General features: G+C 41.2%; 22 protein-coding genes, 1 tRNA gene and 1 pseudogene. 13 read left to right on the top strand and 11 right to left on the bottom strand.

Annotation, left to right across the window (positions count from 1 at the left end; genetic code table 11):
* Positions 1–88: 88 nt before the first annotated feature.
* Both floA and HPK16_RS06895 read right to left on the bottom strand, forming a co-directional pair.
* Positions 89–1,024 (bottom strand): flotillin-like protein FloA, encoded by a 936-nt coding sequence (floA, locus tag HPK16_RS06900; protein WP_036059155.1) that lies wholly within the window; start codon positions 1,022–1,024, stop codon positions 89–91.
* Positions 1,021–1,326 carry an NfeD family protein gene (locus tag HPK16_RS06895; protein ID WP_036059156.1) on the bottom strand — a complete coding sequence of 102 codons (306 nt, stop codon included), beginning with the start codon at positions 1,324–1,326 and terminating at the stop codon, positions 1,021–1,023. Before HPK16_RS06895 ends, floA begins: the two co-directional genes overlap by 4 nt.
* A 164-nt stretch (positions 1,327–1,490) precedes the next feature.
* Here HPK16_RS06895 and HPK16_RS06890 point away from each other — a divergent pair, with 164 nt between their 5' ends.
* A complete protein-coding gene (locus HPK16_RS06890; RefSeq protein WP_181676273.1) occupies positions 1,491–1,823 on the top strand; it encodes a MerR family transcriptional regulator in 333 nt (110 codons plus the stop codon).
* Between the two features lie 3 nt (positions 1,824–1,826).
* Positions 1,827–2,285 (top strand): SRPBCC family protein, encoded by a 459-nt coding sequence (locus HPK16_RS06885; protein ID WP_181676272.1) that lies wholly within the window; start codon positions 1,827–1,829, stop codon positions 2,283–2,285.
* A 56-nt stretch (positions 2,286–2,341) separates the two neighbouring features.
* Here the strand turns inward: HPK16_RS06885 and HPK16_RS06880 are convergent, their stop codons facing one another.
* Positions 2,342–2,968: an FMN-dependent NADH-azoreductase gene (locus tag HPK16_RS06880; protein ID WP_181676271.1), complete on the bottom strand. Its 627-nt coding sequence runs from the start codon at positions 2,966–2,968 to the stop codon at positions 2,342–2,344.
* A 173-nt stretch (positions 2,969–3,141) separates the two neighbouring features.
* Between HPK16_RS06880 and HPK16_RS06875 the strand changes: the two genes are divergently transcribed.
* A complete protein-coding gene (locus tag HPK16_RS06875; RefSeq protein WP_181676270.1) occupies positions 3,142–4,305 on the top strand; it encodes a GNAT family N-acetyltransferase in 1,164 nt (387 codons plus the stop codon).
* 108 nt (positions 4,306–4,413) lie between these two features.
* Positions 4,414–4,503, top strand: a tRNA-Ser gene (locus HPK16_RS06870).
* A 136-nt stretch (positions 4,504–4,639) separates the two neighbouring features.
* Here HPK16_RS06870 and HPK16_RS17090 read toward each other — a convergent pair.
* Positions 4,640–4,819: pseudogene (locus tag HPK16_RS17090) on the bottom strand (site-specific integrase); the annotation flags it as partial.
* A 134-nt stretch (positions 4,820–4,953) separates the two neighbouring features.
* Between HPK16_RS17090 and HPK16_RS06865 the strand changes: the two are divergent.
* The 6 genes from HPK16_RS06865 to HPK16_RS06840 all read left to right on the top strand — a co-directional run bounded on the left by HPK16_RS06865 (position 4,954) and on the right by HPK16_RS06840 (position 8,328).
* A complete protein-coding gene (locus HPK16_RS06865) occupies positions 4,954–5,250 on the top strand; it encodes a DUF3130 family protein (RefSeq protein WP_181676269.1) in 297 nt (98 codons plus the stop codon).
* 19 nt (positions 5,251–5,269) lie between these two features.
* Positions 5,270–5,503, top strand: coding sequence for a hypothetical protein (locus HPK16_RS06860; protein ID WP_181676268.1), 234 nt, complete (start codon positions 5,270–5,272; stop codon positions 5,501–5,503).
* Between the two features lie 65 nt (positions 5,504–5,568).
* Positions 5,569–7,038, top strand: coding sequence for a T7SS effector LXG polymorphic toxin (locus tag HPK16_RS06855; RefSeq protein WP_181676267.1), 1,470 nt, complete (start codon positions 5,569–5,571; stop codon positions 7,036–7,038).
* Positions 7,039–7,056: 18 nt separating this feature from the next.
* On the top strand, positions 7,057–7,503 hold the full coding sequence (locus HPK16_RS06850; protein WP_181676266.1) for an SMI1/KNR4 family protein: 447 nt from the start codon (positions 7,057–7,059) through the stop codon (positions 7,501–7,503).
* Positions 7,504–7,845, top strand: coding sequence for an SMI1/KNR4 family protein (locus HPK16_RS06845; protein ID WP_181676265.1), 342 nt, complete (start codon positions 7,504–7,506; stop codon positions 7,843–7,845).
* 12 nt (positions 7,846–7,857) lie between these two features.
* Positions 7,858–8,328 carry an SMI1/KNR4 family protein gene (locus HPK16_RS06840; protein WP_181676264.1) on the top strand — a complete coding sequence of 157 codons (471 nt, stop codon included), beginning with the start codon at positions 7,858–7,860 and terminating at the stop codon, positions 8,326–8,328.
* Positions 8,329–8,425: 97 nt separating this feature from the next.
* On the opposite strand, the gene HPK16_RS06835 is transcribed toward HPK16_RS06840, so the two are convergent.
* The 5 genes from HPK16_RS06835 to HPK16_RS06815 all read right to left on the bottom strand — a co-directional run bounded on the left by HPK16_RS06835 (position 8,426) and on the right by HPK16_RS06815 (position 11,618).
* Positions 8,426–9,445 carry a DUF4236 domain-containing protein gene (locus HPK16_RS06835; RefSeq protein ID WP_181676263.1) on the bottom strand — a complete coding sequence of 340 codons (1,020 nt, stop codon included), beginning with the start codon at positions 9,443–9,445 and terminating at the stop codon, positions 8,426–8,428.
* 206 nt (positions 9,446–9,651) lie between these two features.
* Positions 9,652–9,981 carry a hypothetical protein gene (locus tag HPK16_RS06830; RefSeq protein ID WP_181676262.1) on the bottom strand — a complete coding sequence of 110 codons (330 nt, stop codon included), beginning with the start codon at positions 9,979–9,981 and terminating at the stop codon, positions 9,652–9,654.
* A 2-nt stretch (positions 9,982–9,983) separates the two neighbouring features.
* Complete coding sequence (locus HPK16_RS06825) at positions 9,984–10,427, bottom strand: DUF4240 domain-containing protein (protein WP_343064805.1); 444 nt, start codon at positions 10,425–10,427, stop codon at positions 9,984–9,986.
* A gap of 19 nt (positions 10,428–10,446) precedes the next feature.
* The gene (locus tag HPK16_RS06820) at positions 10,447–10,701 is read right to left on the bottom strand and encodes a hypothetical protein (protein WP_181676260.1); all 255 of its coding nucleotides are present in this window, start codon (positions 10,699–10,701) and stop codon (positions 10,447–10,449) included.
* Positions 10,702–10,799: 98 nt separating this feature from the next.
* On the bottom strand, positions 10,800–11,618 hold the full coding sequence (locus HPK16_RS06815; protein ID WP_181676259.1) for a LysR family transcriptional regulator: 819 nt from the start codon (positions 11,616–11,618) through the stop codon (positions 10,800–10,802).
* Positions 11,619–11,697: 79 nt separating this feature from the next.
* Between HPK16_RS06815 and HPK16_RS06810 the strand changes: the two genes are divergently transcribed.
* Entirely contained in the window at positions 11,698–12,690 is a 993-nt protein-coding gene (locus HPK16_RS06810; protein ID WP_181676258.1) for a YeiH family protein, read from the top strand.
* Between the two features lie 42 nt (positions 12,691–12,732).
* On the opposite strand, the gene HPK16_RS06805 is transcribed toward HPK16_RS06810, so the two are convergent.
* Together HPK16_RS06805 and HPK16_RS06800 are read right to left on the bottom strand one after the other, a co-directional pair.
* Positions 12,733–14,505, bottom strand: a complete 1,773-nt coding sequence (locus HPK16_RS06805; RefSeq protein WP_181676257.1) for an ABC transporter ATP-binding protein — start codon at positions 14,503–14,505, stop codon at positions 12,733–12,735.
* On the bottom strand, positions 14,505–16,226 hold the full coding sequence (locus tag HPK16_RS06800) for an ABC transporter ATP-binding protein (protein ID WP_181676256.1): 1,722 nt from the start codon (positions 16,224–16,226) through the stop codon (positions 14,505–14,507). The genes HPK16_RS06805 and HPK16_RS06800 overlap by 1 nt, the downstream gene beginning before the upstream one ends.
* Before the next feature lie 353 nt (positions 16,227–16,579).
* On the opposite strand from HPK16_RS06800, the gene HPK16_RS06795 reads away from it, so the two are divergent.
* Positions 16,580–17,443, top strand: a complete 864-nt coding sequence (locus HPK16_RS06795) for a GRP family sugar transporter (protein WP_181676255.1) — start codon at positions 16,580–16,582, stop codon at positions 17,441–17,443.
* Positions 17,444–17,563: 120 nt separating this feature from the next.
* Positions 17,564–18,295, top strand: a complete 732-nt coding sequence (locus tag HPK16_RS06790) for a WxL domain-containing protein (RefSeq protein WP_181676254.1) — start codon at positions 17,564–17,566, stop codon at positions 18,293–18,295.
* The last annotated feature ends 51 nt before the right edge of the window (positions 18,296–18,346 follow it).

Here is an 18,346-nt window from a genome sequence, read left to right as displayed (position 1 = left end):
TTGTTCGAATAAAATGAGTTACAGCATCAATATGGATGTGAACAAAGTGAACATCCTACCCGCTAAACAACGACAATGCTCACCAAACTTATTTGTCCTCTTTCGCAATAGCTTCTCTCATTGTCGTATCTGCCTGAACATTATCCATACGGTAAATATCCATTGCACCAAGGTTACCTTTTTCAAGTGCTTTTGCAAGGGCTCTTGGAACTTCGGCTTCGGCGGCAACTACGACTGCACGGTTTTCTTGTTCTAGTGCGATCGCTTCTGCTTTACGTTTGGATGCGGCTGCTTGAGCAACTTCCATGTCTGCGTTGGCTTTTTCGATGTCTAGTTTGGCTTTGATGTTATCGCCAATACGCATTTCGGCAATATCAATCGATAGAATCGTGTAGGCTGTGCCATCGCCCAGACCTTGTTCTTGTACTTTTTTCGAAATGCTGTTTGGGTTTTCGAGTACATCGGTATGCTCGCGAGTTTCACCGACTGTTGAGACTACGGCTTCACCGACACGCGCGATAACGGTATCTTCACCGGCACCACCGACGATACGGTCGATATTGGATTGCACGGTAATTTGTGTGATAACTTTTACTTCAACACCGTTTTGAGCAACACCGGTAAATTCAGGTGTGCGGATAACTTTTGGTGTAACGGAAGTTTGAACGGCTTCTAAAACGTCACGTCCTGCAAGGTCAATCGCTGCGGCACGGCTAAAATCAAGTTGAATATTGGCACGGTGCGCGGCAATTAGAGCATCGACGGTTTTATCGACGTCCCCACCAGCTAAGTAATGGCTTTCCAGTTGGTTTACTTCTAGGTCAAGCCCAGCTTTTACGGCCTTAATTAATGGTTTGACAACGCGGGAAGGAGTTACCCGGCGCAAACGCATGCCGACAAGTGTTCCTAGTCCTACGCGAACTTGCGCGGAAATGGCGCTGATCCATAGGCCTACTGGTACTAATGTGAAAAATATAATCAAAACTACAAGTACTAAAACTGCGATAATAATTGGTCCAATCATGAATTATCTTCCTCTCTTTTTAGGTCTTCGTTTACTAATACATAGCCAATATCAATGCCGACAACAACGATAGGAGTTCCTATATCTAAATAGCCGTCTTTTAGCCTAGCGTCATACCATTCACCATCAATGATAACTCTGCCAATCGGTTTCAAAGTTGTTCCGGCTGTTCCGTGCTTGTCCATCACTTTATCTCGTAGCGCTTTCATTCGTTCGATTTCACTATCCGCTAAGAAACCACGATGTACAAGTCCCCAAGATTCGCCGTATACAAGATCATCTTCGGTATATTCTCGCGACATTATGCTCACCATCCTCTTGATAATAGATTGCTTACCTCTAGTATAACCTATTTTACGTTAGGTGTGGGGAGGAATGTGGAAATAGTATGAAATTTTTCACGAAAGTTCGATATTGACACCGTGGTGCGCTACATGGTTTATACTGGATATGAGGAGGGGGAAGCATGTATCGAATTGGAGAGTTTGCAGAGATGACTGGGCTTACGAAGGAAACTTTGCGATATTATGCGCAGATAGAGTTGCTAGTGCCTGTGTTTGTGGAACCTCGGAATAAATATAGTTATTATGATAACAACTCGTTTTTGGTGGCGAGATTGCTCGTTTATTTGCGCCGATTTGATTTTTCGATTCAGGAAATGTTGACGGTAGTCCATGAGCGTTCGCTGGATGAGCTGGAGGAAATTTTGAGGGAGAAGAAGGTGGCTTTGCGTCAGCGAATTGCGGACACGGAGGCGATTATTAGTGAGATTGATGGATTTTTGGAAATGGAGGAATGAAACATGATGAAGTGGCATGAGGAAATGGCGATTAAGGCGAATATCGAGGTGGTTTGGAACTTATTTGCGCTTGAAAATATGCAGCGAGTGATGCCTCAAGTCGTTGAAAATGAAGTGATTGAGAGGAAAGAAGGTATCGTTGGCTCGACTTATCGGCAGAAATATCAGGAAGGTAAGCGTGTGGAGACGTATATTGTCGAGGATTTGGAGCATGAGGATACGCCGGATCGTAAGCATAATACGAGCGGTTTTGTGTTAGCGAAAGCTTTCAAAATTGAGACGTCGATTACGCTAGAAAAAATAGATGAGGATACGACGCGGTTCATTTATTATGGCTCGAATCAAGGCGTTAACTTTCTTGGGAAAACGTTGATGAAGCTTGGCGGATCGAAGAACAATGATAAGGTTGTGGATGATTTCATGAAGCGTGTGGAATCGGAGGCTTTGAAGGATATAGTATAAAAATAAGTCTAGCCACTTTTTGACGAGTAGCTAGACTTATTTTTTATACATTTAAATTAGAACTTATTAGCCAAAGCAGCTGCTTTTTCTACGCCTGCTGCAATTAAATCTTGTGCTTGGTCTGGTGCTGCGTTGTGGCCTTCTACGATAACGGTTTGTGGATTCGTGATCCCGAAGTGAGTTAAGATGTTTTTCACGTAGTTAAGAGACATTTCCCAGTTTGCCATTGGGCCGTCTGAGTATACGCCGCCGCGTGCGTTTAATAGTACAACTTCTTTATTTGTTACAAGACCAACTGGGCCTTCTGATGTGTATTTGAATGTTTTACCAGCTTGGTTTAAGTAGAATAGGTAAGTTAGGAATTGTGCTGGGATGCTGAAATTCCACAATGGGAATGCCATCACAACTTTGTCAGCTGCTAAAAATTGTTCTAGGTAGCTGTTTGCAACTTTTGCTAGGCGAGCTTCGTCTTGCGTTAATGTTTCGCCGATTGACTCTTTGTAAAGACCGCTCATCATCGTTGCGTCATAATAAGGAAGGTCTGCTTGGAACAAATCAAGTTCAGTGATTGTATCCCCTGCATTGCTTGCCGTATAGTTTTTTAAGAATTCTTCGTATAATTTCACACTCACGGAACGTTCCGCTGGTAAACCGTTTGCTTTAATAAATAATACATTAGCCATTTTATAAATTCCTCCAATATGTTTTGATTACTTTTACAGTGTATAATATTGCACGCTACACTTCAAGTAATATGCTTACAAAAAATTAGCTTGTTGTAAAAAGTAAGTGAAAACGTTTTCGTGAACAATTAGGCGCATTTTGTGCTAAAATAAAGGAGAATGGGGGTGTCGGCATGGAAATGAGGGAAATTAAGGACTCAGAGATTGGAAAAGTGAAGGAATTGCGCGATTATGCGTTTCGAGTTCCTGCATCTGGTGGAGAAGCAGATTTTAATTATTGGGCAGAAAATGCACGACGTCTGGGGTTGTTTTACGGCGAGCATTTACTAGCACAGGTTTTGACATATCCGCTCAGCGTTTCGATTTTGGGCGAACGATTTTCGATGGGTGGCATTGCGTATGTGGCGAGTTATCCGGAGTATCGGAATGCTGGCTTGATTCGCCGCTTGATGGAGGAATCGCTTGTTAAAATGAAGGAAGCTGGACAGTTGGTTTCCTATTTGAGCCCGTTTTCGATCCCGTTTTATCGGAAATTCGGGTATGAAGTATTCACGGAAAAAATAGAGGTGGAAATTCCGAGCCATGCGTTGCCGGATATGGGAACTGTACCTGGTCGTGTGATGCGCTTTTCGAGTGAAGATGGGACGGGGATTTCGGTCGTTCGCGAGCTGTATAATCGATTTGCGCTGACCAAAAAAAGTGGGATGATGATGCGCGATGATGCGTGGTGGTTACGACTGGCGCGCCGTGGTTATACGAAGGAAATTGCGGTTTACTGCGATATGAACGGCGTGACGATGGGGTATATGTTGTTCACGCTTGATTCAGAAGTATTTAAGGTACACGAGATGGTCGCGCTGGATTACGAGGCCGAAAAAGGTTTATGGCGATTCGTTGGGACGCATGGCATGATGGTGGACCGCGTTGTCGCAAAAAATGTGGGCAGTTTGCGGGATATCGCGCTTGCTTTTCCGTCACCAGATTTCGAGAAACGTGAGATTTTGGACTTCATGATGCGAATCGTGGATGTGGAAGCCTTTTTGGGGAAATATCGATTTGCGCGAACGGAAAATACGCTATACCTCCAAGTGGAAGATGAGACCGCGCCGTGGAATGACGGGATTTTTGAAATTCGAGGCAGCATTGTGAGGCGGTTAGAACAGACCAGCGAGCCTGTTTTGGCGATCACGATTCAAGCATTAGGGCAGATGGTGATGGGCTTTGTGCGACCGCGCGACCTCGTGTATTACGGGAAAGCGACGGCGAGTGAGGTAACAATTGCGACCTGGGAAAAAGCGATTCCACATGTTCGGAGCGATTTTTACGACGCTTTTTAAAAAATGGAGAGAAAACGCTGGATTTTTACGAAAAAATGCATTAGAATGGAACTTGTGATTGCTCAGGGTACAGCTTTTAGAGCGTATTTTGGCAAGCATCTGCATGTTGGGGAAATACCCAAGTCCGGCTGAAGGGGACAGACTCGAAATCTGTTAGGCGGTTCAGGCCGCGCCGGGGTTCGAATCCCCGTTTCTCCGTTTTCAGGAAATGAAGGAAAGAGAAAAGACACTGTAAATCGTTGATATGATACGATTTGTGGTGTTTTTTTGTTTGAGGGAAAATGAAAGAAAAACATAGAAATAAGACTTTTTGCCACAGATTTGCCACAAAAAATTAAACAATATTGGCGTATACATCGTTCATAATATCATCTACTTGACGGGATTCTTTTTGCTCTAATTCATCTATTATGTGGCTATAAGTTTGGAGTGTTGTGATGATTTTTTTATGACCAAGTCGCCTAGATATATATTTTATGTTGATTCCTTTATATAGCAATAGAGATGCATGGAGGAACTTTATTACCGAATTAGAAGCGACTCCGGTAAATTGAGTTTGCCGGTCTATGCTAGAAATTGTATAATAAAGGTGCTTGAAAAATGAGAGGAAGCTTTTTAAGAAAAAATAATGAAAGGATGGATATGAGCATGGCGAAAAAAATACAATTACCAAGCGGTCGAATAGCGGAGCATGCGACTGCGATCCAAGCGACAACAAATACGTTGAAGTTACAGCCTAAGCCAAACGTTTCGTATTCCACAGGCAGCGCGCGGCAATTGGTAGAAGGTGCGATGGATTTTGCGCAAATGACAGCATCCGCTCCCGCCGCGTTTCAAAAAGATACAGCGAATTTGAAAAATGTGGAGAAAGCATTTGTTGCCTCAGAAAAAGCGCTGGGCGATATGCTACACCAAGGAATTGAATGGGTGGGAAGTAAAAAATAGATAAAGGGGATACATAGAAATGCAGCCAAGACAACGAGAAGAAGAGGTTTGGAAAGAACAAATCAAGAAAGAGCGGCAGTTTGAAGAGTTGGAGCAATTGTTTTCAAAAGCGAAACGGGCGCAAGAGAATGTTTTGCATACTTTTCAGGATGCGTGGCAGGGAAACCAGTCACGGCAGCCGATTAGGACTTGTCGAAGAGACCATGACAGAAGAATGGCAGAAGCGGAAAAAACAGATGTACGCCGTGGATGATGCGATACAGGAATCACGTCGAGCGCACCAACGAGCCAAGTTTGCATCGAAGGAGGCTGATGCGCATGCCACGGATTGAGATTGGAGAAGTACGCTATTTCGTGGGGCAATTTTTACGAGAAAGCGAGCGATTACGGGATGCACTAGACGATTATCGAAAAGCCGTCGCGAAATTAGTGGCGGACGGTGAGATTAAGGGCGAGTTTGTTGATAGTGCGAAAAGCTATTATGAAACGGTGCATTATCCTATCGTAGACACGACGATTGAGTGTTTGAGCGAGGCAGATCGGATTTTGAAGAAGTATGTGCAGGATTTTGAATCGCAGGTGGATGATGCGTTTGACTCGCGATTGGATTCGGATAAATTGGACGCGCTGTACGCTGAAATTAGGCGGTCAGAAAATCTGTTGGATGACTTCACGTATGCGATAGATTCGATGACGGGCAATTTGAACCTCGGACAACAGATAGGCATGAAGCTGGGACTGGAAACGTCGATGATGCAAATCAAAGAAGAAATCAAGATTTTAGAGAGGTATCTGGATTTTGAGCATAGTCACATGAATATGATGGATGACGTCTTGACGCGGATGTATCAGGTCAAGACTGGCGTGAATGAAATCCTAGCTGGAAAAGCGTTCAACGGCACGACGCACACCTATGATTCCAGCAAAATGCAATTAGGTTGGCTGAATCATCTAGTACCAGAGAAGAAGCCGAAGAAAACGTATAATTTCGATGACTACACGAAGACATTAGAGGGTTGTTACTGGATTTTAAGCAAGAATGGCGTGACAGATCAAGAATCTGCAAGAGCAACAATCGCCTATAATGACGGCTTAAAAGATGGTACAATTAAGCGCGAAGTGGAAGACGCGGATATCGATTTTGAAACAGAATACATGCTAGCTGCAATGGAAGGTTACAATCTACTTACAGGAGAACCAATCACTAAGGCGCAAAGCTTTTCTATCATATCGGCAGTGCTGCTCGGTGCTGTTGCAATGAAAGGCAGAGGTATTAAAGTTCCGAAGAGTAGTTTCAGCAAGATACAAAGTGACTTGAAAATCAAAGCAACCAAAGATTTAGAAATGAAAAATATTAGTAAGAAAATCATGGCGACGAAGCCAATGAACTCGCCAGTACCAGAGAAATGGATTAAAAAAGGTGGCAGTATTGCTATCGATAGTAAGGGCACATGGAGTTATACCAACAAGAACGGTCAGACGGTGAGATACCCAGATGGTTATCCTGATTTTACGGATTATAGTCACCCGAGTATCAAGCCTGTTCAAATAAAAGTAATGAGTCCTAAAAATCCACAAGCTGATTTTAAAGCAGCTAATGAATTGGCAGGACTAAACAAAGATTCAAATCCACCTGTACCAACTCTGTCCAGAGCTCCGGAAGGGTACACTTGGCATCATCATGAAGACGGTACAACAATGATTCTTGTTGATTTTGATGTTCATCAACAATTTAAACATATAGGTGGTCAATCGACTATAAATGGGAAAAATCAATGGAAAAAGTAATGAAGGAGTAGATTAAAAATGTTTGAAATGATAAGCCCGAATGGCAAAAGCACGGAACAAGATATTCTAGCATTTGAAAAAAGACATAATATTGGGTTGCCAAAGGATTATATTGATTTTTTGTTAAAATATAATGGTGGATACTCTAAGCAAGCTGTATTTAACATATCCTCTGAGAATGGTAACAGTCTAGTTAATAAATTTTATGGTATTGGTGATATGCAAGGCAATCTAGATAGAGTTATTGACAATTTAGATGGCGAAATCCCAGACGGATTTATTTCTATAGGATACGATCCAGCGGGAAACGAAATTTGCCTAGGTACTAAGAATAGTGAGTATGAAGGTCAAGTTTATTTTTGGGTACATGACATGGAGTTGGAGTTAGAAATGGATAATATGTTTTTATTAAGTCCTGATTTTAATTCGTTTTTGGATAATTTATATGAAGATGATGAAAAGTAAATGAATAAAATAACCAGTAATGACATTGAATTATTCGAGACTAAATATAAGTTACAATTACCACCACAATATAAGGCTTTCTTGCTTGAATTTAATGGTGGATACCCTGAAAAATCTAATTTTATAATATCAGACGATGAAGGCGTTAGCTTAGTCAATAAATTTTACGGTATTGGAGAAGAATCAGGGGATCTAGGTGAGACATTTGAAATATTGGAGGGTGAAATACCAGATGGTTTCATTTCTATTGCTGACGATCCTGCTGGGAATGAAATCTGTAAGGATATAAGTGGTTGCAAGTTAATTGAGAAGTATAAAAAAGATGCAAGCAAGAAAAAGTGAGTGGAGTATAAAATGCGCATAGAAAAAGGTTCAGTCGTATTACCATTACCTACAGAAGACATAGTAAGCAACGAGGAAAATATGTGGGGGATTAAACTTCCAATAAAATACAAAGCTTTGTTAATTGAAAATAATGGCGGAATCCCAATCGAAAAATCATTTGTGGCTAATAATCATTCATATGCAATTGACCGATTTTTATGTGTATTGGAGGATACTGAGGGTAATAATCTAGGAGAATATGATATAGATGTTACGCTCACAAGAATCGAAGAGAGGCTAACAGATAATGAGGACTTAGTAGGTGTAGACTTGTTACCAATCGCGATATTATTTGCAGGAGATTACCTATGTTTGGATTATAGAGAATCAGTAGATGCACCCAAATTATGCGTTTGGAATCATGAAGAATCTGGAGAATTAGATCCAGTAGTATATTTTGTGGCAAACAGTTTTGAAGAGCTTATCAACCGTCTAGAATAGGTTGCTGAGATACCGAATTAACAAGACATTGAGCTGTATTTTCGCTTAATGCCTTGTTAATTTATTACCAATAATGTGGCACACTAGACAGCTTAATTTATTTGCTAAATACTTTTAGAGCCAGGTTTTCCATTTTTTTGATTGTAGTAGAGTTGGAACATAATAATTCGACATGTAAAGCATTTCCTGATTCGATTTGAACAGCTCCGTACTCGCATACAGGTACTTGCCGATTATCTTTGAATCTTTTATCAGGGGAGCCATTTTTATTAACTTTTAGCCACGTATTCCCAAGGATATGTGCATCTTTCGGAACTGGGTCAGTTTCAACAAAATTGGTTGTTCCTAATGCCATTCGAATATCTGAATAATTTAAAGCACCGACTTTCCTACCGGAGACAACTAGTAGTTTATCTGGTAGGAAGAATAACTTCTGTTTACGTAATTGTAGGCCAAAAAGTTTAATATTTGTTTTGATAAAATACGGCGTTTTCGTAATGGCTTTTGAGGGAATCCTGCTCACACCACGTGAAGCCCCGCCGCTTATTTTTTGGTTAAGCTGATTTTCTGAAATCGTTTGCCAAAATTTTTTATTTTCATTTAAACTCATCCATATTTCACACAAACTACTATAGGATTTCTTAGCTTCTTCATCAAATGTGTAATCTAGTGTAATTGCTAATTTTGTATGTACATAGATTTTTAAAACAATTCCTGCTATACTCGTAAGGATAAATACAGGCATTGTTGCAGCTAACACAAGGGTGCATATTAAAATGATGCTGAGCAAATTGAGATTTTGGACTTTCTTGATATTGTCGAGTAGGTCTTTGTATTCTGCTGGCTGGTAATCTTGTACATTAATAGTCTCTGTACTTTGACCGTCTTCTACATAGAAATTAGGATTCTTTGTGTGATTGGATTCATTATTTTTCCTAGTCTCACTTACATGTGAGATGCCTGTTCCTGGAATTGAAAAGGTCGTTCTCGTGCCACCTCTAGCCGTTTTTGTTACTCTATACCCCTTCCCTCCCCAGCTATAACCAACGCCACTTTTGCTTACATTAACCCTAAATCCTCCGCCTAAGTTAATACTTTTTCTAGATCTGAATCCCATAATAATTCTCCTTTATAATCAATGATATGTGTAGTTTAATAATGTTAAAGATTTCACTTAATAATTATAACACAACACATATGGACTTTGGTGCAAAAAAATCTGTGTATTTCCAAATTATTTTGAAATTAATAGATAAAAATGAAATAAGATTTTTTGCCACCGTAATAGTGGAACGGTATTTATTATTCTAGAAACACTTTTTTTCATATCAAACTCCTGTACTGAACTTCGATCATCCCTCGCATCATACTTCTTAAAATACTGGTCACCAGTGTACCCCGAAATAACTTTCCACCAAAAAGCTTGCGCGGGATAATTATTCTTGATCTGCAAAACGCGCCATCGGATTTAATGAAAAAAGCATGGTATTCAGCATCCGTCCAATAATTTGTCAGATCCATCAGCTTAAAGAGACCATCCGTGTTCACTTTAATGGTATCCGCATACACACTAAACTCATAATTATACAGTTGAACCAAATTTTGAAGGATAGGTTCATCGTTCTTTTGCATAGGTTCAAGTGTTTTATTCATTTTCAGTATCCTTTAAACGCTGTAATATTAGGGAAAATTGGCATCAAGTTATCCTCTTCATCCCAGTCTGAATCATCCGGAAGCCTGATATTTCGCAATATTTCCTGCTTTTCGACTTCCGTCAGCGCAAATTCCTCACAAGCTACAAAAAATCGCTTATCATCGTCATCTCCAATTTTTTCAGCATAGACGTAGCCTGCGACGTACATAATCTCTTCGAACTCCGCCAAAGATTCTTCATCTAAAGCGTCCATATCCTCGCTGACTCCATCGTTCAACAAGTAAGCTGCCGCCCATAATCGTTCTGTATTAGAAACTTCCAGATATTCGTCAAAAATCAGCTGCCATTTCACCAAATTTTCGATGCTTAGCTGACTCAAATGCTTCTCCAATTGCTCCTTATACAGTTCAAAATCACCTTGAGAGCGCTTCATACATGTATCAATAATCTTTCAAAATCTTTGCTTATTCATTTTTACCAGCTTCCTTCCATATAACAATGGTGGCTACACAAAGTACAAGTATAATCGCAGCTGTAGAAATAAACGTCATCCAAAGCCTCTGTGCATACTCTGTAGGATTGACCCCATCTTCCAACGCCCAGTTGAAATGGTTGTAGGTCATGCCCTGAGCCATATCCGGCGTTTTAAATAACAGAAATAAAAGTACTACTAACACCCCTGGAAAAATTAAATCCTTCGTTGATAGCTGTAAGTTCATTGACAATAGCTCTTTTTTAATATTTATTTATATAATGTTAAGTATTTAAAATATCTATTTTACTTATTGCTCAAATATCTGTATTCTAAGAGTAGAGATTAACGAAACGTATCCAACAAAAGTTCATACATAGCGATTTGGACCTCATCTTGCGGAAATTCAGAATGATGAATTTGGAAAAGTGCGCGCTTAATCGGTTCGGGTGTTGGGAAAATGACCGTATCGCGGATGCTCAAATTGGATAAAAGCGTTTTGCCGAATCCTTGTTGTAACATATTCAAAATGGCCTCATTGCTCGCGATTTCCATCTTTTGCTCCGGAATAATATTTTCTTGTTGAAAAAACTGTTCCGTATAGGCGCGAATTCCCGAACCCGATTCACGCAGTAGCCACAACTCACTATCCTGATTACCCGCTAAAACAAGCGAATCATAGGAGAACACAGCGCGTTCAATTAGTGGTGCAATCATTGGTGATTCGACGAGCCCGACTTGGTAGTCACGCGTTTCCACCTTATTAAAAATAATCGTCGAATTAGCGATATGAACGACAAAATCGTGATTTGGAAAAGCTTTTTGCAGTGGTGGTAAAACTTGAGGTAGCAAATACACGCCAATCGTTTGAGACGCGCCGATATGATAAGTAATGCGGGTGTTACCTTGGAGTTGTTTTATATCATTCAAGCTAGTTTCCCATAGTGAATTGAGTTGCTTTGCGCGCAAGTAGAGCAGTTTGGCGCTTTCGGTTGGTATTGCATGATTGCGGCCATTGCGAAAAAACAGGTCTGAACCGGTGAGTTCTTCTAATTTTTGAATATGTAAGGAAACGGTCGGCTGGGAGATAAACAGCTTTTCGGCGGCTTTGGTGAAATTTTTCACTTCAAAAACGGCCATAAAGGTTTGGAGCCATTGGAACATGTGATGCGTGCCTCCTTTACTAAAGTGATGATAATTTAAGTATACTATATTAGGACGAAAAATAGGAGATGAATGGAGAATGAAATGGAAAGAAAAAGGTTTTTGGATTGGGGTTGGCGTGACGCTGGGGTGCTCATTAGCGGGTAAATATTTGGCGCTATTACCAGGCTTGCAATTGGTTGGAGCACTTGTTTTGGCGCTGGTTCTAGGCATGTTGGTGCAAGTGAGCGGGCAACTTGTCGTTAGCGCACAACCGGGAACAAGTTTTATATCAAATAAATTTTTACGATTGGGAATTATTTTGCTCGGGTTTCGCTTGAATTTAGAGGCGTTGGCGGATTCGGGGATAAAAACGATTGTCCTCGCGATTGTTGTCGTCGCGTTCACGATTGTAACGGTATATTTCCTCTGCAAATGGCTGAAAGTAGAGAGTACGCTCGGCATGCTCACGGCTTGTGGTTGTGGGATTTGCGGAGCGGCTGCGGTCATGGGAGTGTCGCCGCAATTGAAGGCGAAGAACGATGACGCGGTACTGGCAGTTGCGGTTGTCGCGATTTTGGGGACGGTATTTACGCTAATCGAAGTGGCTTTAAAACCTGTACTTGGCATGACGCCGACCCAATTTGGTGTCATGACAGGTTCATCGCTCCATGAAATTGCACATGCAGTTGCAGCAGGCGGGGCAGGCGGAACGGAGGCGCTTGATGCTTCGATTATCATGAAATTATCTCGTGTCTTATTACTCGCACCAGTTGCTTTGATTGTTGGAATCATCGCGCAACGCAAAACACGAGGAACATCAGATGAAAAGGCGAAATTACCGATTCCGTGGTTTATGGGTGGATTCTTATTAACAAGCGCAATCGGCACGTTTATCGCGATGCCAGCAAGTTTATTAGATGGCCTTGTTTCACTGGCGTACCTTTGCCTCGGAATGGCGATGGCAGGGCTTGGAATGAGCGTGAATTTTCAAGTGATTATTCGTCGTGGTGGACGTGTCTTTCTCGCGGCTACAATTGGTTCGGTAGCGCTACTCGCATTATCAATTACGGCAAGCAAATTATTCTTTTAACCGCAGAAAAACAGCGCATCCCGTGAAAGGATGCGCTGTTTCTTATTCGATCACAAACTGATTATGATACAACTCTGAGTAGAAACCTTCTTCTTTCAGTAATGATTCATGCGTACCTTGTTCGATAACTTCACCTTGATGTAAGACCACAATATGATCGGCATCAAGAATCGTTTTCAAACGGTGGGCAATGACGAAACTAGTACGGCCCGAGATAACGTTATCCATCGCTTTTTGGATGCGGCTCTCGGTTACGGTATCGACATTACTTGTCGCCTCATCCAGAATAAGCAGGGACGGGTTCGTAATGATCGTACGCGCGATACTAATCAATTGTTTTTGACCAACACTGAAAATGTTGTTCTCATCCGTGATTTCTGTTTCATAACCATTTTCAAGCGTCATGATAAAGTCGTGAATGTTCGCTTGTTTTGCGGCATCTGTAACTTCGGCATCTGTTGCTTCTGGGTTACCAAACACGATATTATCGCGGATTGTACCAGAGAAAAGGACAGAATCTTGCAACACGATACCAACTTGTTTACGAAGGGAAGCGAGTTTGATGTCGCGAATATCCACATCGTCAAACAAAATCGCGCCGTTATCTACATTGTAGAAACGATTTAGCAAGTTCATGACGGTTGTTTTACCAGAACCAGTTGGACCAACGAGAGCGACCATTTTACCTTTTTCAACGTCAATTGAAACATTTTTGAGGACTGGTTTTTCAGGTGTATACGCGAAATCCACATTTTGCAGCTTCACGCTTTGATGAACGCCATCGATTGTTTTCAAATCTTTACGTTCCACTTCTTCTTCTTCGTCAAAAATTTCACTAACACGACGTGCACCAGTGATGGCAAGTTGAAGCATGCTGTACTGGGACGAGATTTGTGTCAGTGGCATATAGAATTGTTGTGAATACTGTACGAACATAACGATCAAACCTAGAGCTGCGGCACGTTCGATACTACCATCAAGAGCTAGATAACCACCGAAGAAAATAACGACAGCCGTATTAATCAGTGAAATACCTTGCATCATTGGGAAAAGTAAACCGGAGTAAACTTGGCCTTTAAAGGTTGCGTCTTTCACGATGTTGTTATGTTTCACGAAGCCTTCAATTGTTTCTTCTTCCAAGCCATTTGTGATGACGATTTTTTGACCAGAAATTTTTTCATCGATATAACCGTTTAGTTCGCCAAGACGATCTTGTTGCATATCGACATATTTACGAGCTTTGCGGATAATCAACGCGGCAATGATGATCGCAATTGGGGCCATTAGCAGCGTTACAGTTGCGAGTTTCACGTTTTGTTGATACATCATGATAATAACACCAATCATTAACGCAACGTTCGACAAAACTTGTACGAGCGCTTGGTTCAGCGTGTTTGAGATGTTATCCAAATCACTTGTAAAACGGCTAAGCATTTCGCCATCTTTATGTCCGTCGAAGAAACGAATCGATAATTTCTCCATTTTGCGGAACAATCCGATACGCATCCGGTTTGTCGCACGACCAGAAACACCAGCCATCAAGATGGTTTGAATAAATGTTGCTGCGGCAAGCAAGACGTAAAACAGGATAAGCATCCAAATAATATGAACGAAATCTGTTTTGTCATCCACACCAGTTGTGAAGAGGCGTTGCGCATACGTTGCCAGTTCTTGAATGGCTTTCCCGATATACTCAGGAGCCTTGACTTGTAAATAAGTAGCACCGATAATCGCGATAATAATCACGGTCAGTTGCAACTTGTAAGCTTTGAGATAGTGCCAGAAAAAGCGGCAGATACGTTTAAATTCAGTCATTACGCGTCAACCTCCTTTCCCTTTTGTGTGTCATAGATTTCTCTGTAAGTGGCACTTGTTTCAACGAGCTCTTTATGTGTCCCAACGCCAACAAGTTCGCCAGCATCAAGCACGAGAATCTTGTCAGCATGAATAACAGACGAGATTTTTTGAGCGATAATGAATGTTGTTGTGTCACCAAGTTCGTTGTTTAAAGCTTCTTTTACGAGCTTCTCACTACGCGCATCGAGGGCACTTGTGGAGTCATCAAGAATCAAGATTTTTGGTTCACCGATAATACCGCGTGAGATGGAAAGGCGTTGTTTTTGCCCACCAGAGAAGTTATTTCCACGCTCAACGATTGGCGCATCATATACATCCGCTTGGCGTTCGATAAACTCTTTCGCCTGCGCAATACGTGTTGCTTTCTCCATATCGTCCGTCGTCGCATCCTTCTTCCCGTGACGTAAATTCTCGGAAATCGTACCTGAGAAGAGAATCGCGCGTTGCAGCACAAGCGAAACTGTGTCGCGTAACGTTTGTTTACTCATTTTCTTCAAGTCCGTTCCACCGATCAAAATTTCACCCTCAGTTGGGTCGTATAATCGTGGAATCAGTTGAGCTAGAGTTGATTTACCCGATCCAGTTGCGCCGACGATACCGATCATTTCACCAGGTTTTGCTTCGAATGAAATATGTTTCAGCGCTTTTGTTTCGTCGCCTTCATATTGGAAGCTAACATCACGGAACTCCACGCTACCAATTAAATCTTGTTTTGGCGCATTTTCGTCATACGTAATATCAGGCTCTGTGTCGAGCACTTCGCCAATACGTTTCAGCGAGATCATCGCACGAGAAGCCATCATCATCATCATACCACCGATAATAATCGCCATCATAATTTGCATCAAGTAGTTCATAAATGACGCAATCGCACCGATAACTTCAGGATTGTCTTTCACTAAATCCCCAGCAAAATAAATCGCCGCGACAACCGCCATGTTTGAAACGAGCATGAATGCTGGAATCATAACAGAGAAAAGTTGTCCAACTACGATGGTGTGATGCGTTAATTTATCACTTGTTTTTGTGAAGCGTTCTAATTCATTGTCTTCTTGAACGAACGATTTCACAACACGCATACCAGCCAAGTTTTCTTTTGCAATCGCATTAACGCGATCGATGAAGCCTTGGATTTTACCAAAGTGTTTGCCCATTCTTCCAAAAATCAAGAAAACAATGAGGAGAACAAGGACAACGAGCACGATAATAATCCACCAAAGTTCAGGCAGGGTATACATCGCTAAAATAAAACTACCAATAAACATAATCGGAATTCGAGTGATGGATTGTAAAGACATCATCACTAAGTTTTGAACTTGCGTAATATCATTCGTTTGACGAACAACTAGATTTCCTGTAGAAAGTCTCTCGATATTGCTGAATGAGAATGTTTGAATTTTGCGGAAACTAGTTTCACGAATGTCGGCCCCTACACCTTGTGCCACTTTTGCGGAGAGGATGGTGTTAAGGATACCTGCGATAAGTCCGACAATGGCAATGACAATAAGTAAAATACCAATTCTTGTAATTTCGTCCATCTTATCATTAATAATTGCTTCCAGTACTTGTTGTAATAATTTCGGCTGCCATAATTGTGAGATAACCATGACGACGATGAACAAAGTGGAGAGCGTGGTTTGAAGCTTGTATTTCTTCAAATGTTGAAATAAAACTTTCATTATATACCTCCTTGTATATGCGTTAAAAACCAGCACGAACATATATTCTAAACCAAATCGCGGGTATATGCAAGTGAAAAATGAAACTTTATTCTAGTAAATAGTACTTGTCATAAAATGTTCACAAAATGGAGCAAAACACGTGCGCCTGTAGCATTAGCTCGCACATGCGTTTTGGATGATTGGATACAAAAATTACTAAAAGGTGCATAAAAAAGCTTGCTATGAAACGGCTTTCATTTCGTATAATAAGAAGGAGCAATATCGACATATCAAATGTAATGTGGGATAATCAATTTTTAAGGGATTATAGTACATAATTAGGTTTGATAATTAGGGAGGAAAAGGGACAGATGAATATTTTGATAGCGCTTATACCGGCTTTACTATGGGGATTTATGCCGCTAATTATTACAAAGATTGGCGGTACAACAAGGCAGCAAACGACAGGTATCACATTTGGGGCGCTTATTTTTGCATGTATTGCGTTCCTATTTACAGATCCAGTTTATACAATGGAAACGGTGATTATTAGCTTTATTACGGGCTGTTTGTGGAGTGTCGGACAGATGTTCCAATTGAAGTCATTTAAGCTAATTGGTGTTTCAAAAGCGATGCCGATTTCAACAGGGATGCAGCTTGTTGGAACGACGCTTTGTGGGGTGCTACTATTTCACGAATGGGATACGACATTCCGAATCGTGTTTGGATTCATTGCGTTGGCGCTAATTGTCATCGGTATTTTTATGACATCCTACGCGGAAAAAGAAGAGGCGGGGCAAGCGACATTGAATCGCGGACTGCTAGCACTAGCTATTTCGTCGGCGGGTTATATTAGCTACGTTGTTATTATTCAAGGATTTTCCATCAATGGACTGGATGCTATTTTGCCACAAGCGATTGGGATGGTGATAGCGGCGCTGATTATGACGGCGCGTAGTAAGGACGACAAAGAAAGCCGCTTCATTAAAAAGACAGCTTGGCTTGTGATTCCTGGTATGATTTGGGCGATTGGAAATGTGGCGATGATCTATGCGAACAGTCTTGTTGGTGTTGCAACTGGATTCTCTCTATCGCAACTCGGTGTCGTTATTTCAACCCTCGGCGCGATTCTTCTATTGAACGAACGCAAAACGCGAAAAGAAATTATTTTTGTCATTATCGGTGTTGTTTTAGTAGTTGTCGGAGGAATAATGATAGGTGCTACAAAAGCCTAGTCGTTTTCATTTTTTTCTAGGTTTCGATATTTTTTGACATAACTCCTGAATTTCGTCTTTTGTGTAGTAATCTTATGTATGTAAGGGACACAATAAAAAACGAGAGAAGGAATTGATAATATGAAATTAACGAAATTCGCGATCGTAGGTATGGTAACAGTGGCAACCTTAGTAGGAACAGGTACAGGAACAATGGCTCATGCAGCAGACGGTGGAACATTGGGCTCCAAAGCAGATGTAAACTTTATTCCTAATGATACAATCACAAATCCAGTTGATCCAACAGATCCAGGAAATCCAGAAGTGGTAGTACCAGTTGACCCAGATCATCCAGCAGGCACAGCAGGTCCTTTAAGCATCGATTATATCTCTAATATTCACTTCGGGGATCAAAAAATATCTGGTAATAATGAAGTTTATTCCGCGCAACTTGATCAAATTAAAGTAGGCGCATCAGAAACGATTAAAGATATTCCTAACTATATCCAAATCACAGATAACCGTGGATCTAACGCTGGTTGGCATTTAACAGTAAAACAAGACGGCCAATTTGTTAATGGTACATCCGAATTAGTAGGTGCCGTATTAAGTTTTGAAAACCCAACATTGAACTCCGCATCAGAAAGTGACGCACCAACAGCAACAGGCTTCTCGCTTGACCCAGCTGGAACGTCATCGGATGTTATGAGTGCAGAAGAAGACCAAGGTATGGGAACGTGGGTTGAAATGTTTGGAGAGGACGCGACAGAAGCCGCAGACAGCATTAAACTAAGCGTACCAGGTAAAACTTCAAAAATTCCAGGTCAGTATGAAGCAACACTTACTTGGGAACTAACAGACACACCAGCTTAAATAAGCACCTACGCTAAATAAATCGGCGGCAATCGCTCGATTTGTGTAAAG

This window comes from Paenilisteria rustica, from assembly GCF_013820765.1.
In the GTDB taxonomy this organism is placed as follows: domain Bacteria; phylum Bacillota; class Bacilli; order Lactobacillales; family Listeriaceae; genus Listeria_A; species Listeria_A rustica.
Note: the sequence above shows the minus strand (reverse complement) of the source record. Positions and strands in the feature narration are given on the sequence as shown.

Bases quoted from the DNA above. Each gene is read 5' to 3' on its own strand.
- floA (WP_036059155.1), bottom strand. From the start codon at position 1,024: ATGATTGGACCAATTATTATCGCAGTTTTAGTACTTGTAGTTTTGATT.
- HPK16_RS06895 (WP_036059156.1), bottom strand. From the start codon at position 1,326: ATGTCGCGAGAATATACCGAAGATGATCTTGTATACGGCGAATCTTGG.
- HPK16_RS06890 (WP_181676273.1), top strand. From the start codon at position 1,491: ATGTATCGAATTGGAGAGTTTGCAGAGATGACTGGGCTTACGAAGGAA.
- HPK16_RS06885 (WP_181676272.1), top strand. From the start codon at position 1,827: ATGATGAAGTGGCATGAGGAAATGGCGATTAAGGCGAATATCGAGGTG.
- HPK16_RS06880 (WP_181676271.1), bottom strand. From the start codon at position 2,968: ATGGCTAATGTATTATTTATTAAAGCAAACGGTTTACCAGCGGAACGT.
- HPK16_RS06875 (WP_181676270.1), top strand. From the start codon at position 3,142: ATGGAAATGAGGGAAATTAAGGACTCAGAGATTGGAAAAGTGAAGGAA.
- HPK16_RS06865 (WP_181676269.1), top strand. From the start codon at position 4,954: ATGGCGAAAAAAATACAATTACCAAGCGGTCGAATAGCGGAGCATGCG.
- HPK16_RS06860 (WP_181676268.1), top strand. From the start codon at position 5,270: ATGCAGCCAAGACAACGAGAAGAAGAGGTTTGGAAAGAACAAATCAAG.
- HPK16_RS06855 (WP_181676267.1), top strand. From the start codon at position 5,569: ATGCCACGGATTGAGATTGGAGAAGTACGCTATTTCGTGGGGCAATTT.
- HPK16_RS06850 (WP_181676266.1), top strand. From the start codon at position 7,057: ATGTTTGAAATGATAAGCCCGAATGGCAAAAGCACGGAACAAGATATT.
- HPK16_RS06845 (WP_181676265.1), top strand. From the start codon at position 7,504: ATGAATAAAATAACCAGTAATGACATTGAATTATTCGAGACTAAATAT.
- HPK16_RS06840 (WP_181676264.1), top strand. From the start codon at position 7,858: ATGCGCATAGAAAAAGGTTCAGTCGTATTACCATTACCTACAGAAGAC.
- HPK16_RS06835 (WP_181676263.1), bottom strand. From the start codon at position 9,445: ATGGGATTCAGATCTAGAAAAAGTATTAACTTAGGCGGAGGATTTAGG.
- HPK16_RS06830 (WP_181676262.1), bottom strand. From the start codon at position 9,981: ATGAATAAAACACTTGAACCTATGCAAAAGAACGATGAACCTATCCTT.
- HPK16_RS06820 (WP_181676260.1), bottom strand. From the start codon at position 10,701: ATGAACTTACAGCTATCAACGAAGGATTTAATTTTTCCAGGGGTGTTA.
- HPK16_RS06815 (WP_181676259.1), bottom strand. From the start codon at position 11,618: ATGTTCCAATGGCTCCAAACCTTTATGGCCGTTTTTGAAGTGAAAAAT.
- HPK16_RS06810 (WP_181676258.1), top strand. From the start codon at position 11,698: ATGAAATGGAAAGAAAAAGGTTTTTGGATTGGGGTTGGCGTGACGCTG.
- HPK16_RS06805 (WP_181676257.1), bottom strand. From the start codon at position 14,505: ATGACTGAATTTAAACGTATCTGCCGCTTTTTCTGGCACTATCTCAAA.
- HPK16_RS06800 (WP_181676256.1), bottom strand. From the start codon at position 16,226: ATGAAAGTTTTATTTCAACATTTGAAGAAATACAAGCTTCAAACCACG.
- HPK16_RS06795 (WP_181676255.1), top strand. From the start codon at position 16,580: ATGAATATTTTGATAGCGCTTATACCGGCTTTACTATGGGGATTTATG.
- HPK16_RS06790 (WP_181676254.1), top strand. From the start codon at position 17,564: ATGAAATTAACGAAATTCGCGATCGTAGGTATGGTAACAGTGGCAACC.